Source organism: Agathobaculum sp. TL06, from assembly GCF_054658635.1.
On sequence record NZ_BAAGGY010000005.1, the window covers coordinates 101,057 to 119,574 of the forward strand.

Here is an 18,518-nt window from a genome sequence, read left to right on the forward strand (position 1 = left end):
CTTTCTCCTTATTCAAACCGCAGTGTGACCGCCTGCTCCCCGTTCGTGACAGGCTCGGCATACTGTATGCTGCCGCCGCAGAACACGGCCAGCCGCACCGCCTCGCGCAGCATCACGCTGATGCGGCCCTGACCGTCCGTGCGGTACTGCTGCGCAGGCAGGAGCGCCCTGCCGCGCGTGTGCGCGTGCGCCAGCGGCGCGGCCAGACGGCCCTCCTCCCCCTCGACCGCCTGCAGGTGGACCAGCTCGGGCGACTCTTTCTCCTCAAGCAGGAACACGCCCGGCACGGGCAGCGCGTCCGCCGCGCCCCGGCTGAACAGGCGCAGCGTCTGCGCGCCCTGCTCCGCCTTATCCTGCGCCAGTTTGAGCGGCGCAGGCTCGGCCGCCGCCAGCCAGACCGGCTGGTCCGCCAGCGGCCTCCCGCCGCGCGTGACGGTCAGGCGCACCGTGGCCGCGTCCTTGCCAAAGGGATAGCCCAGTCCGGGCTTGAGGTCGGCGCTGCCTTCCCATACCGCATCCGGCTGGATATCCATGACCAGCTCCTCGGTCTGGAAGCCGCGCAGGCTGACCGACAGGGTATGCCGACCGGCCGGCAGGCCGGTCCAGACCCGATAACCGCCCGGCTTTGCCTGCGGCTGGCTGGGCGCGCCGTCCACGCGGAACAGCGCGCCGCTGGTTTCGACCGGCGTACCCAAAAACCCGTCCCGCAGCCGCAGCACCGCGCTCACGCGGCGCTGCACCTGGCCCTCGTGCGTCTCCGGATCGATCGCGACCTCGAAATCGGTGACGCGCGTGATGCGGCGCTGCCGGCGGGAGGCAATCGTCACGCCGGTGACCATGAGCACGAAGGACAGCTTGTATTCCTTGGAGGTATTGTTCCAGATCTTGAGCAGCTGCTCGAGCGGCACCTTTTCCACCGCCAGATGGAGCTGCGCGCGCTCCTCCGCGAGCGAGCCGGCCAGGTACCGCTGCGGCACGACCGGATTGTCCCGCAGGGTCTGGATCGCCGCGCCGATGATGCGGTGCTGGTCGGCCTGCCGGAGCTGCGCCGGCGCTTTGGAATGGGCGGTCACCAGATAGCGCAGGGTATACTGCGCCGCCGTGCGGCGCTGGGTGTTCTGGTCCATCTGGTAATAGCCGCTCGTCATGTTCTGGTTTTCTTCCTCGATATGATACAGGTACAGCGTAAGCTGGTTGTTCTCGCTCTCATGCGGAGAGCACAGCGCGATCAGCTCTCGGTTGCCCAGCGGCTCGGGAGTCAGGCTGTCGCGCAGCAGTTCCACCACGGCGTTGCCTGCCTCGACGATGGCAGTATAATCAGCCAAGCCCGTTCACTTCCTTTCCGTTATTGTGCGGATGTATCGTACAGCGGCAGCAGCGCCTCCGCCAGCCAGCCCTGCGTGCGCGATACCCAGCCGCCGGTCAGCTCGTTGAGCGTATTGACCTGACGGGTGAACGCGCCGACCGCCTGATAGAGCGCGGTCTGGCTGTCCGCGCGCGCGGAGAGCGCGTCGTACCAGTCCGTCTTGCTGCCCGTACCCATCGCATAGGCGCCCGCCGCGTCCGATGCCGCGGACGCGGCCTGCTCATAGGCGGACCGCGCGCTGCTTACACCGCTGTACGCCGCCGCAAGATCGGCCAGCGCCGTTTTGAGCGCCAGTGTGCGCGCGTCGTCCGCCGCACTGTCGCCACTGTCCGCATCACCGCCGGCCTGCACATAAGCAGCCGCCACCAGCGCCAGATCGTTGACCTGCAGCGTCGTCGGGTCGAACAGCACGGACAGCCCGCTCAGGTCGTACAGCGCGGGGTCGCCGCCGCCCACGGCGGCCGCTTCCATCGCGGCCTTGGCCATTTCGGTAGTGCAGGCGCTGATCTGACCGTTCAGTTCAGTCTGGCGGCTCTGCAGCGCGGATACCGCGTCCGCGCTGCCCGTGCCGCTCGCCTGCGCGTTCTGCGCGTCGCGCAGCAGCTCCTGCGTGCGCGTCAGACTGCCCTCGAGCGCGGCGCGCTGCTCCGCGTTCTCCCAATAGTCCAGCATCGCCTCAACCGCGCGCGCCGCGTCCGACGCGGTGGCGCAGCCGGAAAACGCGCCGCTCACGTCCGCCTGGCCGTAATACGGGTTTTCCGCGCTCTGCTGCACCGCGCCGGTGCCGTTCATCCGGTCGAGCGACGCCAGGAACGCCTCGAGCTGTGCCTGCTCCTTGGCCGCGGCCTCCGCTTCCGCCGCAGCGTCCGCATCCGACGCGGCCGGCAGGGCGGTGGTCAGCGCCCAGCGTACCAGCACGGCCTGGTCGTTTTTGCGCAGCACTTCGGCGTTGCAGCCGTCCAGCGCATAGATCTCGCTGGCATACGAGCCCGCGGACAGGTTCACGCCGTCGGTCTTGCTGTACTGCCGCGTGCTTACCGCGGGAGACGGCCAGCCGTCCAGCGTCACGTTCGCCTGCCCCGGCAGCAGGGCAAAGCGGGATTCGCGCGGCGCGGACAGGTAGACCGTATGCACTGCCGGCTCGCTGTCCGCGGTCTGGTAGCTGCACAGCGCGGACAGGCCGATGACGGGCGAGCTGATGACAAAGCCGCCGTTTACCTTGTCGTAGTCGGCCGTGCTGCTCTCGCCGAGCGCCTCGCGGAACTCCTCCGCGGTCAGCGTCACCAGCCAGGCGCCGTCCACGGTGCCGTTCGCCATCTGGCCGACATAGGCGGTCTTGCCGCTCTGAGTGTACAGGGTGCCGAAGCCCATGGGGACCGTGCCGTCCGCCTCGCCGTCATAATACAGCCGTCCCGCCTTGTACCACTGGATCGAGCCGTCGGGCGCGCCGTCCGCAAATACTGCGTCGATACGCTCGTTTTCCGCCGGATACAGGCTGCCTTCGCCGCTGTACAGTCCCTGCGCGAAGCCGCCCTCGTATCGCTTGACGCCCTGCTCGTCGTATGCCGTCCCCTGGCCCTCATACAGGCCGTCCGCAAACGCGCCCTTATACTGCACGCCGCCGTTTGCGTAATACGCCGTACCCTCGCCGGACTGCACGCCGCCGGCAAAGCCTCCCTCGTACAGCAGCACGCCGCCCTGATACAGCGTCCCTTCTCCCTCGTAGCGCCCGGCGGAAAACTCGCCCTCGTACAGCAGAAGCCCCGCCTCATAGGCCGTGCCTTTGCCCTCGCGGCGGCCGTCTGCGAACGCGCCCTCGTAAAGGAGCAGCCCCGCCTCGTCGTATTCCTTGCCCTGGCCCTGCAGCAGACCGTCCTCCAGCCGTCCCTCGTACAGGGGGAGGGTTTTCTCCGCATCCGAATAGACGACCACACGGCCGGTCCAGCTTTCGATGCGGCGGTCCTCCACATAAAAATGCGCGGTGAAGAAATGGCTCAGCAGGAACGGCCACGCCACGAAATACGCCAGCAGCGCCAGCACGATCACGCCGACCGCCAGCGTGAGCAGAAATTTTTTGGAGATGAACAGCCGTCCGGTCTCCACATAATCGCCGCGCGAGGTCGGCTTTTTGGCGATCGCGGCGGCAGACTGCAGCGAGTCCGCCGCCACCTTGGTCGCCTGCCGCGAAAAATTGGTGAGCCGTTTGAGACGCGCCCACAGCCCCACCAGACGGCGGGTGAAAAACGCACGGATCGTGCGGAAAAAGATCCCGAAGGACCGCAGCAGTTGTGTCAGCAAATGGCTCAGCAAAATGTGTTCCTCCTCAGGCGTGTACCCCTGTTACACGTCATACTCTCTCAGATGCTCAAAACCGAATAATGGACCAGCACCCACAGCGCGGCCAGCGCCAGCACCACCGCCGCCGCAAGCCCTGCCGCCCGCCGGAGCAGCCTGCGCCGGTAATCCGGCGGGGTGTAAAGCGTCTGCTCCGGCGAGCGGCGGACGTAGCCGTCCGCGCAGGTGTACGGCGGCGCGCCCTCGTCCGGCGCCTCCCATGCCGCGTCGTCCTCCAGTTCCTCCGGCTGCCTGCCCGCGCGACGGCGCGCGGCATCGCGCCCCGCTCCGTCGATCGTGCTGTTGGCCCTGCCGGCCAGACGGCTGATCTCACCGATCAGGCTGGTCTTGCGGCGCAGCTTTGCCGCCTCGCCCGCGGCGCGGTTTTTGACCGTGGATTCGATCTGTTTGCGGATGATGTCAAGCTGTGTCAAGCCCATCGTGCAGCCCTCCCGTCATATTTCATATTCCAGGCTGACCTCCTGCTCCGGACGGCCGGCCAGCCGGTCGGCCAGGTAGAGGTAATAGCGCGCCCCGCCGTCGCTCGGGTGGTCGTGTACCAACTCGAGGAAGATGCGCTTGGCGGCGGCAAAATCATGGCTGTATAGCGCGAACACGCCCTGCGAGAACTGCCGGCCGGTCGTCTCCTTGCCGCGGCGCACGCCGTACGGGTCGCCGTCGAATATCTCGTAAACACGGAGCAGCCCATCCCCCTGGCGGCTTTTTCCCATATAGCGGCTGCCATAGCCCGCCGCACCGGCGATCACGTTTTCCGTACACAGGATGCCCGCGTCCAGCCGCCCTGCCAGACCGATCAGGTGGCGCGCGGTGGTAAAGCTGGCGGAAATCGTGGCCGGCTCCATCTGGTTCTCGTCGCCGACGACGCCGATCATCACCTCGCCCACGTCCAGCGCAATGCGCAGCGTGACCGTCGGCAGGCCGTCGATCGCGCGCTGTTCGTTGAGCGAGAGCACCTCCTGCTGCACGGCCACCGCCGTGCTGACCGCGTCAGCCTCGCCGCCGCCCAGCACCACGTCATAGCCATTGTAGGCAAAGTTGAACACCGTGCCGCCCTTGCGCGCCACGATCGCGGCCGTGCGCTCGATCACCTCGTTGATGCTTTCAAACAGGGCGCGCGTGGCGTTGTCGTATACCCGTCCTGGGAACTCGAACCATACCTGCATCGCGGACATGCGCCGCGATGCGAACGTGCGCTTGTCAACCTCCAAAACCGAGTCCTTGCCCAACAGGGCGAGCACATGCTCGGGTACGAACCGCAGATAGGCGCGGATCACCCCCGCAAGATTGTCCTCCTGCCGCTGCATGGCGCGCGCCATGCTGTTGAACGACGCGGCCAGCCCTTCCAGCTCGTCTCCGGTGGAAAGCGAAAGCCGCGCGGCTGTGTCCCCGCCGGACAGCCGCTCCATCGCGCGGCTGACGCGGCCCAGCCCCCGGCCGACCAGCAGCAGCACGATCACCGCCGCCGCCCAAAGCAGCGCGATGCCCGCCCACAGGCCGGATATGCTGCGCGCTGTGCTTTCCTCCAGCCGCGCGCCCAGCGCACCGCCCGCCGCTGTCAGGAAAATCGCTTTCCCCTCCCGATACAGGCAGAGGCGGAACACCTCTCCCTCCTGCGAGAAGGCGCTGCCGTTTGACACAGCCTGCCGCGCCAGCGCTTCGGAAAAGCCCGGCGAAAGCGCCGCCCTGCTCCCCGCCGGCAGCGCGCCGCCGCGCACCAGCCAGCCGTCCCCGCTCTGTTCGTATACCGCGGCCGTTACCGCCGCATAATCACCCGAGGACAGAGCGCTCAGGCTGTTCTCGATCTGCGCGGGCAGTTCTTCGTCCGGCGCGCCGCTGTCCGCCGCTATCACCGCGGCGCCTGCCAGCACGCTTTCCACCTCTCGCACCAGATTGCCGCGCGCCATCGGCCCGACCAGCAGGCCGCCAGCCAACGTGCCGGCCGCCAGCGCGCACACGGCCAGTACGCCGCCCGCGCCGACCGCCAGCGGCAGGAAGCTGTGCCGCCGGCCGCACAGCAGGTACCAGACCAGCGCCGTTGCCAGCAGCCAGCCGAGCAGCAGACCGGCCAGTATCGCAATGCTGGCCGCGTCCGAGCGGTACAGCAGGCCGTTCAGCGAATCCACGCGGCTCTCGGTCACCCGTTCGAGCGTGCGCCCGTCCCGCAGCAGCAGCACGCTGCCGTCCCCGCCGAAGGACAGGCTGTTCAGCCCGTCCAGCGCCGCGCTGCGCCCGAGGTCGAACACCTCCGCACACGCCGTTCCGGCGAGGTCGCAATAAAACACCTTTAGGCTGGCGCCGTCTATGTAAAAAAGACCCGTGCCAACCTGTGTCAAATATGTCACTATGCAGTTGTCCAGGGAAAAGTCCACGCTCTTCCCGTCCAGCTCGAGCCACCCCGCGCCGCCGAGCGCGGCCGTCCCGTCCGCCAGCACCGCAGCCGCGGACGCGCCGTGGGCGGGCAGAAGCCCGCCTTGTTGCAGGCCGCTTCCCGCGCCGCCGCAGCGGTATATCTGCGCCATGCCGTCATCCACCAGCGCAAACTGCACCGCACCGTCCTGCTCGCTGAAGCCGGACAGGAACGTACCCTGCCCTGTCGCCGCGCCCGTGCAGGGATACACGAGCAGGCGCTCCGCTTCCCCGTCCGTCGGGATGCGGTAAACGGACAGGTTCTGCGCTGCGCTGTCCGCCCGCTCATATACGCCGAGCCACACCGCCCCGTCCGCCGCCGGATACAGGCCCGCGACCGTGCAGTCCGCCGCTGAAACCGGCAGCCGTACGGTCCGCTCGCCCGTGCGCCGTCCGTCCAGCGTGCCGGTCGTCAGGCGGAAAGCGTCGTCCATCCGGCTGACCGCCGCGGCCGATTCTTCCCCTGCCGACGCGGCCAGATACCGTTCGGTCCCCCAGCCGTTGACCAGCACAGATAGACAGTCCGCCGCGAGCGGCTGGAAGAACAGCGCCAGCACAAACGCGGCCAATATGCCGATGATGATGAATGATATCTTGTTTCGTGCCGCACCCACAGCCTTACCTCCGGTTTCGTCTGAACGACCTCTTTATGTTTTTCCACAGGAACGCAAACCAGCGCTTGAACGCATTTTTTTGGTCGAGCGCCTCGTATTCCGCCGTAATTTCCTCCACCGCCCGATGCCAGCCCGCATACAGCGGAACGATGGACAGGAACTCCCCCCGTTCCAGCCGGCGGCAGAACGCGCGCTCCGCGTCCCCCTGCCGGAAGCGGGGCGCCAGTATCTTGCGCGCGTGGTCGGAGGCCAGCAGCGCCAGCTCGCGCGCGTTCATCTCCTCCATCGGGCGGATGCGAAAGCGCAGGGCAATGCGTTTTTCCCCCGCGTCCACCCGTACGTTATCTGACAGCAGCGCCGCACAGCCGACCGCCGGCGGCAGGTCCGCCAGCAGCAGCGCCTGGTGAAGAAGCTGCTCGGCAAAGGCCAGCCGGTCGCGCCAGGACCACTCCGCGCCGCGGTAAAACACTCGATCGATCGGCACGCCGCCGCAGGGCCGGAATACCGCGGCGAGACTCTCCTCCGCCAGAAAAGCCTCGCAGAAGGCCGGACAGTCCTTTATCTCGGAGAAGATCCGCGCATAGATGGGCAGCCACGCCCCCTCATAGATATTGAGCAGGCGCACAGGGGTTTCGCGCTCCGTGATATCCACGGCCTCCGCAAAGGCATAATCGTCTCCCGCCTCCAACACGCGGACGATCTTATACCGCCCGCGCACCATCACCGTTTCCATGCGCGCCCTCCTTTCCCGTTATCCTGCTTTATTCCACGATGACGAACGCGCTCGCCGTCACGCTCTCGTCCACGCCCGCGGTGGCGACAATCTCATAGGTACCCGCCAGCTCGGGCGCCTGGTAGATGCCGTTGCGGTCGATCGCGCCGCCGTTTTCCTCGCGCACCTGCCAGCGCACGCTCTTATCCTCGCTGCCGACCACATCGGCCTCAAAGCGCAGCGTACCGCGGCAGCTCACGCGCGAAAACTCCGGCGTGACGCTGATGCTCACCTTGCGCTGCGCCAGGATGCGGCTGGTGTCCCGCTCGGGCTTCTGCGCGAAGTAATGCACGGTCAGGCGGTTGCCGTCCACGCTGTCGTGCAGCCACAGGCCGATGCGCATGGTGCCGCGCTCCGGATAGACCAGCGCCGCGGCCTCCGCCCAGGGCGGCGCGGCCGGCGCATTCTTGCCCTTGAACACCTCGCTGCTGCCGTACAGCAGGGCGGTCTCGCCACCGCTCGCCTTGTCCTCAAATTCCACGCTCAGGCGAATATCCACCGCGCCCGGTCCCAGCCCGTGCGCGATCTCGTCCGAATACACGCGGCTGTTGACGCGGATGCCGCCCGGCAGGGTCAGGTCCACCGTGCCGTGCGCGACCGAGTAGTCGTACTGCTCCGGAGAGGGGATGCCGAAGTCAAAATGCAGCGCGCCGGTCGCCGCCTGATAGACCGCCTTCACATCCGGCTTCTGCCAGTATTCCAGGCTGCGCACCGAGGTCGTGACCGCCTGCGGCCCGCCGCCCCCGCCGGTCTGTCCGGCCTGACGGCCGAGCGCCTGCCCGAACGGCAGGTCGGTCACGCCGCTCAGGAACACGCCGCCTGCGGAGTTGATCAGCTCGAGCTTTGCCAGGTAGATCGGGATGTCGCGGCCGAGCAGGCGGCGGTCCAGATTGTCCGCCGTGCGCACGCGCGCGTCCAGGTCCGCCTGGTCGCTGCACAGGTGTACGCCGGCCTCGACCTCGATGTAGTTCTTATACCGGTGGCTGCCCAGCTCGAGATCGAGCTCGCCGCCGGAGGGGAACAGCTTGCTGTCCACATCGCGGAGCTGACGGGCGCGGAGTGTGAAAGCCGCCGTATACACGCGGCGCTTTTCCTCCGGACTTTCGCTGAATTCCATGCACACGCGGCCGTTCTCGCTTTCGACGAACGCGCTCTCGCCGTCCAGCCGGAAATGGACGGGCGGCGTTTTTTCATTCTTGACCACCAGCATCTGCACCTCGAACTCCTGCCCGCCGCACACGTTGGACGGCACGCTCAGCACGAGCGTCAGTTCGTTCGAGGCGTACAGCACGGTCACATTTTCGCGGCCGGCGGCTTCCAGCAGCCCCTGGTAGGCGGGCGGCTGGGCGGTCAGGTACACGCGGCAGCCCTCGCGCGTCATATTGAACTGCCGGCTCTCGCCTGTATCTGCGCCCACTGCGTTGACCGGCTCGATATCGGTCTCGTCATAGGCCATGCAGAGGTAGCCGGTGCTCTGCCCGAGGAGCGTCTCCTGCCCCTCGATCATCTGCAGCTTGCGCAGCATGGGCTCTTCGAGCACAATCATGCGGCCCTGATAATCCAGCGCCATGCCGCTCTCAATCAGCAGGGTCGTATCGTCGCTCGCTGCCACGCCAAGGCCGCACACCACGCCCGCGCCGAAGCGCAGCCGGTTGAACAGCTGGGTTTTGCTGCGGTTGTAGCGCTGCTCGATCTCAAAATCGCGCACGGTCAACAGCTTTCCGTAAAAATACCGGTTGCGTTCCATGGGGAAAAAATCAGCATTGCTCATGTTGTGGCTCCTCCGATCGTTGTATCATAATGAATCGTGACGTTTTCGTCTATCACCGCGGGGACATAGCTGCCCACGCGCGAGTTGATGCCCAGGTAGGTGTGCCAGTCAAGCTGCACGCACTGCTTGAGCAGCACCAGTTCGAGCGACATCCCCGCTGGGATCAGTTCCTGCATCCGCGCCAGAAACCATTCCATCCGGTCGCGGCTGGCAAAGGCGTCCTCGTCCAGCAGGACAAAAAAGCGGTAGGGGTCGTCGCCGTACAGCCTGCGGTACAGCGCGGGGTTGCGGCACTCCGCCCGATTGGGGTCCACCATGAAATGCTCGATGATGAGCGGCTCCCGTCCGGTCAGGCGGTGTACGCTGCGCCGCACGCCCGCCACGGTGTACAGGGCTTCATAGTCGTCCAGCGCGGTACGGATGCGTGCGCGCACGTCCTTTTCCCCCGGCTCCACGCACACCCACTGCGCCAGGCAGCCCAGCATCGCATCCGAAGCGCCCGCAGCGTCGAGCTGCCGGGGCAGGGCCTCCACCGCGTCCTCCATATCCTGAAACATGCTGTTGTAAATGGAAAGGTAACGCTGGGTGAAGTCGTTCCCCCGATAGATCGACGGCAGGTAGTCGATCATATGGTCGCCGCCCATGCGCAGGTGCAGCGCCGTGACGGAGGGCGCACACGCGCCGGTCGCCGTCAGCTCGAAGGCGATCCACAGGTAGCGGCCGGCGCCGGAAAGCCAGCAGTCCGTGCCGGGCGGCTCGGGCGCGCCGTAGCAGCGCCGCAGCAGCGGCAGGGGATCGTCCTCCCCGGGCGCGGCAAAAGCGGCCTGCAGTTCCTCCCACGCGGCCCAGTCCGGCGCGTCCGCGCAGTGGGTGTAGATGCGCAGCCCGCAGTCCTGCGGCAGCACGGCATCCACGATCAGCCGGCTCCAGGCAAAGCCCTTCTCCCCGCTGTCCACGGGCGGCAGGCAGAACGCGCCCGCGTGGTGCGGAGGCGGCAGCACCAGCGCGTCGCCCTCGCACGCCACATGGTGGAACAGCCCATTCTGCCACTGCTCGCGGCAGCATAATGTCATAAGATCCTTGATGGCGCTCACGTTTTCCCTCCTTTACAGAAGACCGGCGGCTATATGCGGCCGATCTCCACCTCCGCGCGCCGCAGCACGGCGACCCCGTCCGGCGGTACGCGGATATCGCCCGCCGCGGTCTGATACGCGTCCGGCCCCGCGCCGCGCAGTTCCAGCCGCTGTACCTCCAGCACGCCGGGCAGCTTCTGCACCAGCGCCAGCATGTCGCTCCGCCGCACCGGCGCGCCGATATCCGCGCGCGCGGCCGACAGCCGCGCTTCCAGCGCGTCCTCCACCGCACGGCGGTCCAGCGTGCCGTTGGTGCGCAGCTGCACGGCGATATCCACGTCCACATACCGCGGGCCGATCGCCTGCGTGCGCACGCCAATCGTCCGGCGCTGCTCCAGCCGGCGGTTCACTGCCGCCAGAAAACGCGCGTCCGGCGCAGGGCGTTTCTCCTCGGAGGCCGGAATCACGACCACCGTCACCATCGCGCGCCCGCGCGCACCCACGGGCGCCTGCGGGTCATAATCCGGCAGCGCCCTGGCCGCCGCGACGCGCAGGCCGGGCGTGCGCCGCGCCTGCTCCTCATAATCGGCGGCGGACAGGCATTTTTCGGTATGGCAAAGCTGCCGCAGCAGCCGCTGCCCCGCCTCGGCCACAGATTCCCCGTCCCGCCCGCCGCAGGCGGCGGTGTTGCCGGCCGGCTGGCCGCCGTCCTCGAAATACAAACCCGCGTTCGCCGGTATATTGCCCATGCCGCACTGGGAGACCGTCAGGTCCATCACCAGCACCGCCCCCTTGCCCGGCACGACCATCGCGCCGTATCGCCCGTTGCCGAAAGAAACCGTCTCCCGCACCGGATCGTAGGTGAACGCCCGATCGCGCGGGCCGCAGGCATACAGGTCGTCCACACAGTGCCACACCGCGGGACGGACCGCGCCGTCCGGCTCGAGCGTCTGGCACAGCAGGCCAAAGCGCTGCGGCAGCACGGTCTGGCCGTCCAGGTTCAGGTACAGTTCCTCCCCCGGCCGGCCCACGGTATCGAACAGCAGATCGTGTACCCGAACCGGATCCAGGCAGACCACCAACACGTTGGCCGCCCCATCCATGGCCGCGGCCTGCGCATCAAGCAGCAGGGTGCGCCCCTGCGCCCCGTCCTCCTCCTGATACTGCTCGAGCTGGGTCAGCCCCTGCGCCGTGCGCAGGAACACGGCCAGCTCCGCCGTGCGCGCGAGCGCGTCCTCCAGCGCGACCCGCTGCCCCGCCCCCGCTTCCACGGTGAACCAGTGGCTGCGGGCGCGGGTCTGCTGCTGCGCCGCCTGATACCGGCGGTCGGACACGCCGCACAGGCGCGGCTGCTCCTCGCAGCCCGCGCGAATGAGCGTCAGCCGCAGCCAGCGCAGGCCGTCCGCATCCGCGGGCCAGTCCGCGGGCGCGGCCAGGCGCACATAACCGCTCCGGCTGAACGCATAGGTTTCATCGGAGAGCGGCCGCACCTGCGCCGCCCCCTCAAAGGTCCACGCGATGTCCCGCGGCGGGTCCTGCCCCGCGTCGAACGAGTTGCGGGCCGCACCCTGCGGCGGCGTTACGTCGAACCACAGCCGCAGCGTCCCGCCCGTCTCGCCGGAAAAGCCCAGCCGCAGCGCGCTGCCGCTCTGCCCGCTGAACAGAAAGGGCCGCAGCTCCATGCTGCCGGACAGCAGATCGGCCACGTCCGTAGCGCGCCCCTCCTGCTCGATCTGTGCGCGCTCGAGCGCCGTGCGGCGCGCCGTAACCGGCTCGAGCAGCTCAAAGCACACCTCCTGCCGGCTGGTCAGGCGGCTGAGTGCGGGCCGCGCCTGCGTGTCCGCCGCCTCCAGCGCGCAGACCGCGGGCTGCGGCGGCGCGGGACGCACCCCTGCCAGCGCCAGCAGCCCCCGCCGCAGGGAGGGCGTGAGCTGGTCCATCTGGTATTGCTGCATCTCCTTATACCAGGCCATCAGCTCCAAAAGCGTGATGCCCGGGTCGTGCGCGTTGTGGTCGGTCCACTGTGGACACAGCCACGGCAGGCGGCCGACCGCCTCGTGCATGATATCCTCAAAGCGCTGGTCGTCCAGCTTGCGCGGGATCAGCACAGGCCGTCCCTCCTTTCCTGGTCCGTTTTTCTATCGCACCCGTACATAATGCACGCCACTGCGTACCACTGCATACGGGAAATCCGCATCATGTTCCAAGGGGACGAGCCGCGCGCGGCCGTCCTCGTCAAACGCGCCCTCGGCCAGTATCCGCTCGATCGTATGCACGCCCGGCGTATCGCGCACCACGCGCCACAGCTCGTCCGTGCGGATCTGGCTGCCGATCCGGCGCTGCCGCCAGGTATCGCCGATCAGCATTTCGATCCGGCGGATGATCTCCCGCTGGATCTCCGCCGCGCGGTCGAGCTCCTCCAGTTCGACCGTGATGCGCGTGCTCACGGTGATCACGGTCGCCGGACAGACGTGCAGCCTGCCCTCGGCGGTCAGGCAGCAGCCGCACCGCTCCGCAAGGAAGGCGTAGATGCGGTCGCACAGCCGGTCGGCGGCGGGTCCGTCGTCCACGCCGGTCACGACCACGGTCACATGCCCGGGCGCGCGGGCGCCCTTTTCGTCCCGTCCGGAAAAGCATTTCACATGCAGCGCCTGCGGGAAAGCCTCGATCACCAGCTCCTCAAAATCGCTCGCGCCCGCCGCGCGGCCGCGGTGGCGCAGGCGCTTGTTGCCGACCGCCTCGATCCGCTCCTGCGGGAAGCGGTCGGTGCCGCCGCCCATTGGCGTGATGTTGACCACGCCGCTGATGCGGGGCAGCGCGCCGACCAGCGCGTTCACCCGCCCCGCAGGTACATTGCCGCGCGCGCCGCCGCCGCTGACATAGCGGACGCAGACCGTGCGGTCGCCCGGGGCAGGCACACGGCCGCGCCGCCCGTCGCCAAAGGACACCGTCCCCGCATACGGGTCGAGCACGAACGCGCGCGCGTCCGGTGCGGCCAGCGCCAAGTCGTCCACCTGCCGCCACCGCACCCAGCAGTGCGTCAGCACGCTGTCCGCCCATTCCAGGCGCACGTCCTCGGGCTGCTGCTCGGCCAGGTGCTGCGCATCTGCCAGCGGCAGCGCGCCTGCCTCGTCCACCCACACCTCGCAGGCGGCCACAGGCGTGCGCAGGAGCGTGACCGTCTTGCCCGCGTCATAGGGCGCGGTGTTGAAATACAGGGCCTGCTCCCGCTGAAGCTGCCGCGCCGTGACCGTATTCAGCCGCACCGCGGCGACGCACGGCTCCGGCCCCTGGAAGCCCGAGCTGCGGCTGACGCGCAGCCAGCAGCCCTCCGCCCCAAACAGGGAAACGCGCGGCAGGCGCTCGGGCAGGTACAGCATCACCTGTCCGGTGTGATGCAGGTTGCCCGTCAGGTCGACGGCCGCGACCGCCTCGAACCGCTCGCCCGTGCAGCACTCCCACACCAGCTTGTCGGTCAGCGGCACGCGGCCGACGACCTCGAACAGCAGGGAAAGCGGCATCGCGTGCGGCGAATGGTCGAACCGCAGGTACATGGCGCGCGGTGCCGGCTCCATCGACTCGAGCGCGGATAGATGCAGGTCGGTGATGCGGTCCGCGCCCTCGACCACCGTGCGGCGGCCGTTGTTCTCCGCGCCGCACTGCGCCGCGGGTACGAGCGCGTCGTACGCCCAGGACAGCTCGGCTCCGCGCACGAACGGCACGATCCAGCGCGCATAGTCGGAAAAGCGGTTTTCCACCTCGGCCACGCGGGCGCGGATATACAGGCCCGTCTCGGCGTTGACCTCGCACAGCGCAATATCGTCCGGCACGGTAAAGCGGGTCTCGAGCACACCGTCCCGCCTGCAGGAGAAGGGGTTCCTGTCGCCCTCGGTCTCCAGCCGCCGCCAGCCGGCGCCGTTGTAATACTCCCACACCACGGCGGAGATATAGGCGTCGTCCGGCTTGCGCTCGACCGCGCCCTTTTTATCAATGATCGCCTGCGTGAAGTTATAGTGCGGCGGCTGCTCGGGAGGTTCCTCCACGATCGGCGTAATATCCAGCCGCAGGTTAGCCGTTGCGCCGCGCTTGGTCAGCGCCGTGTCCGACCGGATATAAAACAGCGCGTAGGGCATGGGCCGCCGGCCGAAGCAATAGCCGCCCTCCGGCAGCGCGATGGGCAGGTCGCCGCAAAACAGCGTATCCGCCCGATAGCGCGCCAGCGGTGCGGAGCGCAGGCGGGCGCCCTCGATGGTCAGCGCCGCGTCCGGCCGGCCGGTGCAGCAGATACACCGTCTGCCCGTCTCGTCCGCGTCGATCGACAGGCTACTGCGCTTCTCCAGCACCAACCTGCCGTTTTCCGCGCGCACCGTGTCGAACGGCAGGCTTTCGCCCGCGTGTACATAGCTCCACTGCAGCGCGGCCAGCTTCTTTGCGCTCTCTTCTTCCAGATAGCGCGCGCTCTGCCGCAGCTCCAGCTCCACCGTACACGGGCAGTCCAGCCGCAGCACGTCCGGCTGGCTGAGCCAGAAGCGGTGACGCTGCAGGTTGTCTCCGCAGGGGGTAAAAAACCGCTGCGGCCGCGTCAGGTCGGTCTTTTCCAGCCAGTCCGCCGCGCCGTCCGCATAGTAGATATCCAGTAGGCGCGCCGGAGTGGCCTCGATGGCGCGCTCGGTCTCATAAACGATATTGTCGCCCTGTCCGTCCGGCGTGAACACCTGCGTACCCGCCGGCACGGCCACCGGCTCCTCCACCGTTTCATGCACGGTGAACTGCAGCGTGCCGGCCGCGGGCGCGGGCGCGGGCGGGCGGAAGCCGATCAGGTTGAGGAATTCGGTATACAGCTTTTCCGGCACGGAGTTCATGCGGTCAACCGTCTGCTCGAACATGCGGCAGAACAGCTCGGCCAGCGCCGCGCCCGGGTCGTCCTGCGCGTCCTCAAAGCGCCATTCCGGCGTGTAGGCCGCGGCCAGCGACCGGACCTGCCGCCGCAGATCGTCCAGCGTGCGCGGGTCCAGCGAGGGGGTGTTCACAGCGCATTGCCCCCTTCCGATCCTTCCGTCAGGTAAAACGGATAAACATGGTTATAGCGGTTGTTGGTGCTGCGCACCGTATAGCTGACCTCCACCACGATCGCGCCGGTCAGCCGGTTCAGTTCGCGGCAGGCCACCTCCACGTCCACAATGCGGGGCTCCTGCAGCAAAAGCTGCTCGCGCACCTCATAGGCGATGCTCTGCATCATGGAGCTGGAGGCGGCGGCAAAGGTATATTCGATCACGTTGGAGCCAAAGCCGGGCCGCATCACGCGCTCGCCCTGCACGGTATTCAGGATAATGCCGATGGCCTCGCGGATGTCCTCCTCCTGCCCGACCATGGCGAATTTGCCCGTGCGCGGGTCCACCTGCAGGGGGAATTTCAGTCCCCGTCCCAAAAACTCCTTGCCGTTCACTTGCTTCCGCTCCTTTCCGCGGCCCGCGCCGCGCGGGGTTTCCCGCCCGCTCTCAGTTGATATTGACCATCAGGCCCTTGACGGTCGTGTTGCCGCTGGCCGTCAGCTCAAGCGTACCGTTCGACTTGACCGCGGCCTGCGAGCCGCCCTCGAGCGTCAGTCCGGCAGAGGCCTTGGCCTCGATGTTCGCGCCCTGCACGGCTACCTTGCCCTCGCCCTTGGCCGTGATGTTGCCGGATTCCTCTATCGTAAGCGCGGCCTTCCCCACGGACAGCTCAATCTTTTTCGCCGCCTGCAGGGTGATGCCGCCTTCCTTCAGGTCCATCAGCAGGGCGTTTTTGCTCTCCTTGTCCCGCAGCTCGACCTTCTGCGCCTCGTCGTCCAGCACCAGCGCCGCGCCCGAGGGCATGGTCAGCGTGACCTTGTGCTTTTCCTCCTCATCGTGCATCAGCAGCTCGATTCCGGAAGGGGTGCGCAGCGCGTAGTCCTGCACCTTGCCGTCCGCGATAATGTACGGCGGCTTGACCTCGGTCGTCCACAGCCGTCCGATCACAACCGGCCGGTGCGGATCCCCGTCCAGATAATCCAACAGGACCAGGTCGTCCACCCGCGGGAACCAGAAAAAGCCGTACTCCATGCCGCCCGCCGCCGTCGTCACATAGCACCAGTCGGTCTCCTCGGTGTTTTCCGCCCCGACCGGCAGGCATTTGACACGGTTGAATTTCTCCGGATCGGTCACATTGGTCACCCTGGCGAGCATCGGTCCGCGGCGGTCCATTTCCCGCTGCAGCCCCGCGCCGCTTTCCCGAAAGAGCGAATCCAACTGTTCCGCTATACTCATTTGGTTTTCGCCCCTTTCACCTCAAACGTGGTGGAATACCCCTCGCTGTCAAACCGATGCTTGACGCGGCTGACAAAATAGCTGCCATTCGTGCTGCTGTCCAGCCCGTCGATCTCGATATACCGGCCGGGAATAAGCTCGGGGATGCCGATGCACGCCCCCTCGCCCGATACCAGCCCCATCGCAATGCTGTTGAGCCGGTTCTGGGCCATCAGCTCGCACTCCTCCTGGGTGCGGGCGTATTCGCTGTATTCGCGCAGCACGGCCGACTGCAGGGCGGGCGCCAGCTTTGCCGCGGACTGCTCCGCCGCGCCGCCGATGGTGACCGTATCCGCCGTACCCTTGATGGGCTTCTGGTTGACGTCCCGCCCCCAGACCTCGACCCTGCCGACCTGATGCGCCAGCGAAACGCGTTTGGTAAAGCTGCGCAGGCCCGCGCCCACCGCCAGCTTGATCAGCGGCTTGGTGTCCGATGCCACATCGTCAAAAATCAGTTCCCCATCCACGGCAAACAGACTCGCCCCGTACCGTCCGGCCAGTAGGTTCAAAAAGCTCCAGTCGTCGATCTGCTCCTTGATGATGGGCGTTTTCAGCTTCTGGAAGCCGGAGAGCAGCCCGACCGTCGCGCTTTTGGCATAGCCCTTGGCCACGCTTTTGCCCAAAATGTCCTCCACCAGGTTTTTGGCCTGCCGCTGGCCCGCATACAGCGGCTCGCGCATGCTCATCAGGTAGCCCAGGCCGTCGATGCCGGTGATCTCGATGCGCGGCCCTTCGTTGCCGTTATACACAAAGGAATATTCGTCGATATAGCCGTAAAAGATCTCCTCCATCTTGACATAGCCGCCCTTGACGGCCAGCTTGGCGCCGACCTTGACCGACTTGTCGAAGTCGTTCTTCCACTTGCTCGCTTCGGCCTTGTACTGGCTGTCCACGGTGAAGGAGCAGCCGCCCGCGCTGCCGTCCGCGTTCAGCTCCACCTCCAGGTTGAGGATGGGGATCTCGCGGCTGGAATAAGTGGTGCTGCCGATGGTGACCTCCAGGGCGGGCGTTATGAAATTGACGTATTTCTGCTGAAGCGCCTCGTAGGTATAGGTCGCTTTGTCCAAAGCCGTCCGCCTCCTTCCGGTCCCTCAGTCGATCGCCGGCAGGACCAGCCGCTCGCCCGAGCGCAGCCTGCGCGGGTTGGACAGGCCGTTGGCCGACGCGATCGTGCGCCACTGCTCGGGCTGCCCGTATTCCTTGACCGCCATCGCCCACAGGGAGTCCCCCTGCACGACCGTGCGGTACTTGGTGGTGTCCGGAGATTCAAACGGGTGCATTTTTGCGTCTTCCAGCAGGTTGGTCACCTGATGGAACACGCATTCCATCGTCGCCCGCACCGGCATGCCTTTTTCGTTGAACTTGGTAAAGGTCTGCGTACACTGCGCCAGGTATCCGTAAAACTGCAGCGACGACCATTCCAGCTTGAGCGGCGGGATGGAATGGATGGAGGTATCAAAGCGCATCAGGTTGTAGATTTCCTGGGTGTAATCGCGCACGTCGAGCATCTTCGCCGCGGAGGGCAGCAGGCTGTTGCCGGCAAACTTGGCCTTGTCGATCGGCGAGCCGCCCACCTCCGCTCCGGCGGACATGGTATCGAAAAACAACGTAAAGCTCAGCGTTTCCGAGTCGCCGGACGGCACCTGCGATTCCTGCCCGTTTGCGCCGAACGCGTTTTCCTTGGTCATGTTCACGCTGCGCGACTGCACATATTGCTCCGGATTATAGAGCACGGTGATTTTTTTCCCTTTTTCATCGCCTGCTGTCACTGTGATCGTCATTTTTTCCAGCGGCATCAGGATGTTGGGGTTGGGTACGCCAACGAACATCGTCCG

13 protein-coding genes are annotated in these 18,518 nt (G+C 66.9%); all 13 read right to left on the minus strand.

Annotation, left to right across the window (positions count from 1 at the left end):
* Positions 1-8 precede the first annotated feature (8 nt).
* Genes ACYQ3S_RS04475 through ACYQ3S_RS04535 form a run of 13 tightly spaced genes read right to left on the minus strand, consistent with a single transcriptional unit; the run spans position 9 to position 18,512 of the window.
* A complete protein-coding gene (locus ACYQ3S_RS04475) occupies positions 9-1,325 on the minus strand; it encodes a DUF4255 domain-containing protein (protein ID WP_459687518.1) in 1,317 nt (438 codons plus the stop codon).
* 20 nt (positions 1,326-1,345) lie between these two features.
* Complete coding sequence (locus ACYQ3S_RS04480) at positions 1,346-3,676, minus strand: MORN repeat-containing protein (RefSeq protein ID WP_459687519.1); 2,331 nt, start codon at positions 3,674-3,676, stop codon at positions 1,346-1,348.
* A gap of 47 nt (positions 3,677-3,723) precedes the next feature.
* A complete protein-coding gene (locus ACYQ3S_RS04485) occupies positions 3,724-4,140 on the minus strand; it encodes a hypothetical protein (protein ID WP_459687520.1) in 417 nt (138 codons plus the stop codon).
* 15 nt (positions 4,141-4,155) lie between these two features.
* A complete protein-coding gene (locus ACYQ3S_RS04490) occupies positions 4,156-6,741 on the minus strand; it encodes a HAMP domain-containing protein (RefSeq protein WP_459687521.1) in 2,586 nt (861 codons plus the stop codon).
* Between the two features lie 4 nt (positions 6,742-6,745).
* Positions 6,746-7,474 carry a hypothetical protein gene (locus tag ACYQ3S_RS04495; protein ID WP_459687522.1) on the minus strand — a complete coding sequence of 243 codons (729 nt, stop codon included), beginning with the start codon at positions 7,472-7,474 and terminating at the stop codon, positions 6,746-6,748.
* 28 nt (positions 7,475-7,502) lie between these two features.
* Positions 7,503-9,284, minus strand: a complete 1,782-nt coding sequence (locus tag ACYQ3S_RS04500) for an immunoglobulin domain-containing family protein (protein WP_459687523.1) — start codon at positions 9,282-9,284, stop codon at positions 7,503-7,505.
* On the minus strand, positions 9,281-10,378 hold the full coding sequence (locus tag ACYQ3S_RS04505; protein ID WP_459687524.1) for a hypothetical protein: 1,098 nt from the start codon (positions 10,376-10,378) through the stop codon (positions 9,281-9,283). Before ACYQ3S_RS04505 ends, ACYQ3S_RS04500 begins: the two co-directional genes overlap by 4 nt.
* 29 nt (positions 10,379-10,407) lie before the next feature.
* On the minus strand, positions 10,408-12,465 hold the full coding sequence (locus ACYQ3S_RS04510; RefSeq protein WP_459687525.1) for a baseplate J/gp47 family protein: 2,058 nt from the start codon (positions 12,463-12,465) through the stop codon (positions 10,408-10,410).
* Between the two features lie 30 nt (positions 12,466-12,495).
* The gene (locus ACYQ3S_RS04515; protein ID WP_459687526.1) at positions 12,496-15,387 is read right to left on the minus strand and encodes a baseplate J/gp47 family protein; all 2,892 of its coding nucleotides are present in this window, start codon (positions 15,385-15,387) and stop codon (positions 12,496-12,498) included.
* Complete coding sequence (locus tag ACYQ3S_RS04520) at positions 15,384-15,803, minus strand: GPW/gp25 family protein (protein ID WP_459687527.1); 420 nt, start codon at positions 15,801-15,803, stop codon at positions 15,384-15,386. The genes ACYQ3S_RS04515 and ACYQ3S_RS04520 overlap by 4 nt, the downstream gene beginning before the upstream one ends.
* A gap of 52 nt (positions 15,804-15,855) precedes the next feature.
* Positions 15,856-16,644 (minus strand): phage baseplate assembly protein V, encoded by a 789-nt coding sequence (locus ACYQ3S_RS04525; protein ID WP_459687528.1) that lies wholly within the window; start codon positions 16,642-16,644, stop codon positions 15,856-15,858.
* Positions 16,641-17,750 (minus strand): phage late control D family protein, encoded by a 1,110-nt coding sequence (locus ACYQ3S_RS04530; RefSeq protein ID WP_459687529.1) that lies wholly within the window; start codon positions 17,748-17,750, stop codon positions 16,641-16,643. The genes ACYQ3S_RS04525 and ACYQ3S_RS04530 overlap by 4 nt, the downstream gene beginning before the upstream one ends.
* A 24-nt stretch (positions 17,751-17,774) precedes the next feature.
* Positions 17,775-18,512 carry a CIS tube protein gene (locus ACYQ3S_RS04535; protein ID WP_459687530.1) on the minus strand — a complete coding sequence of 246 codons (738 nt, stop codon included), beginning with the start codon at positions 18,510-18,512 and terminating at the stop codon, positions 17,775-17,777.
* Positions 18,513-18,518 lie beyond the last annotated feature (6 nt).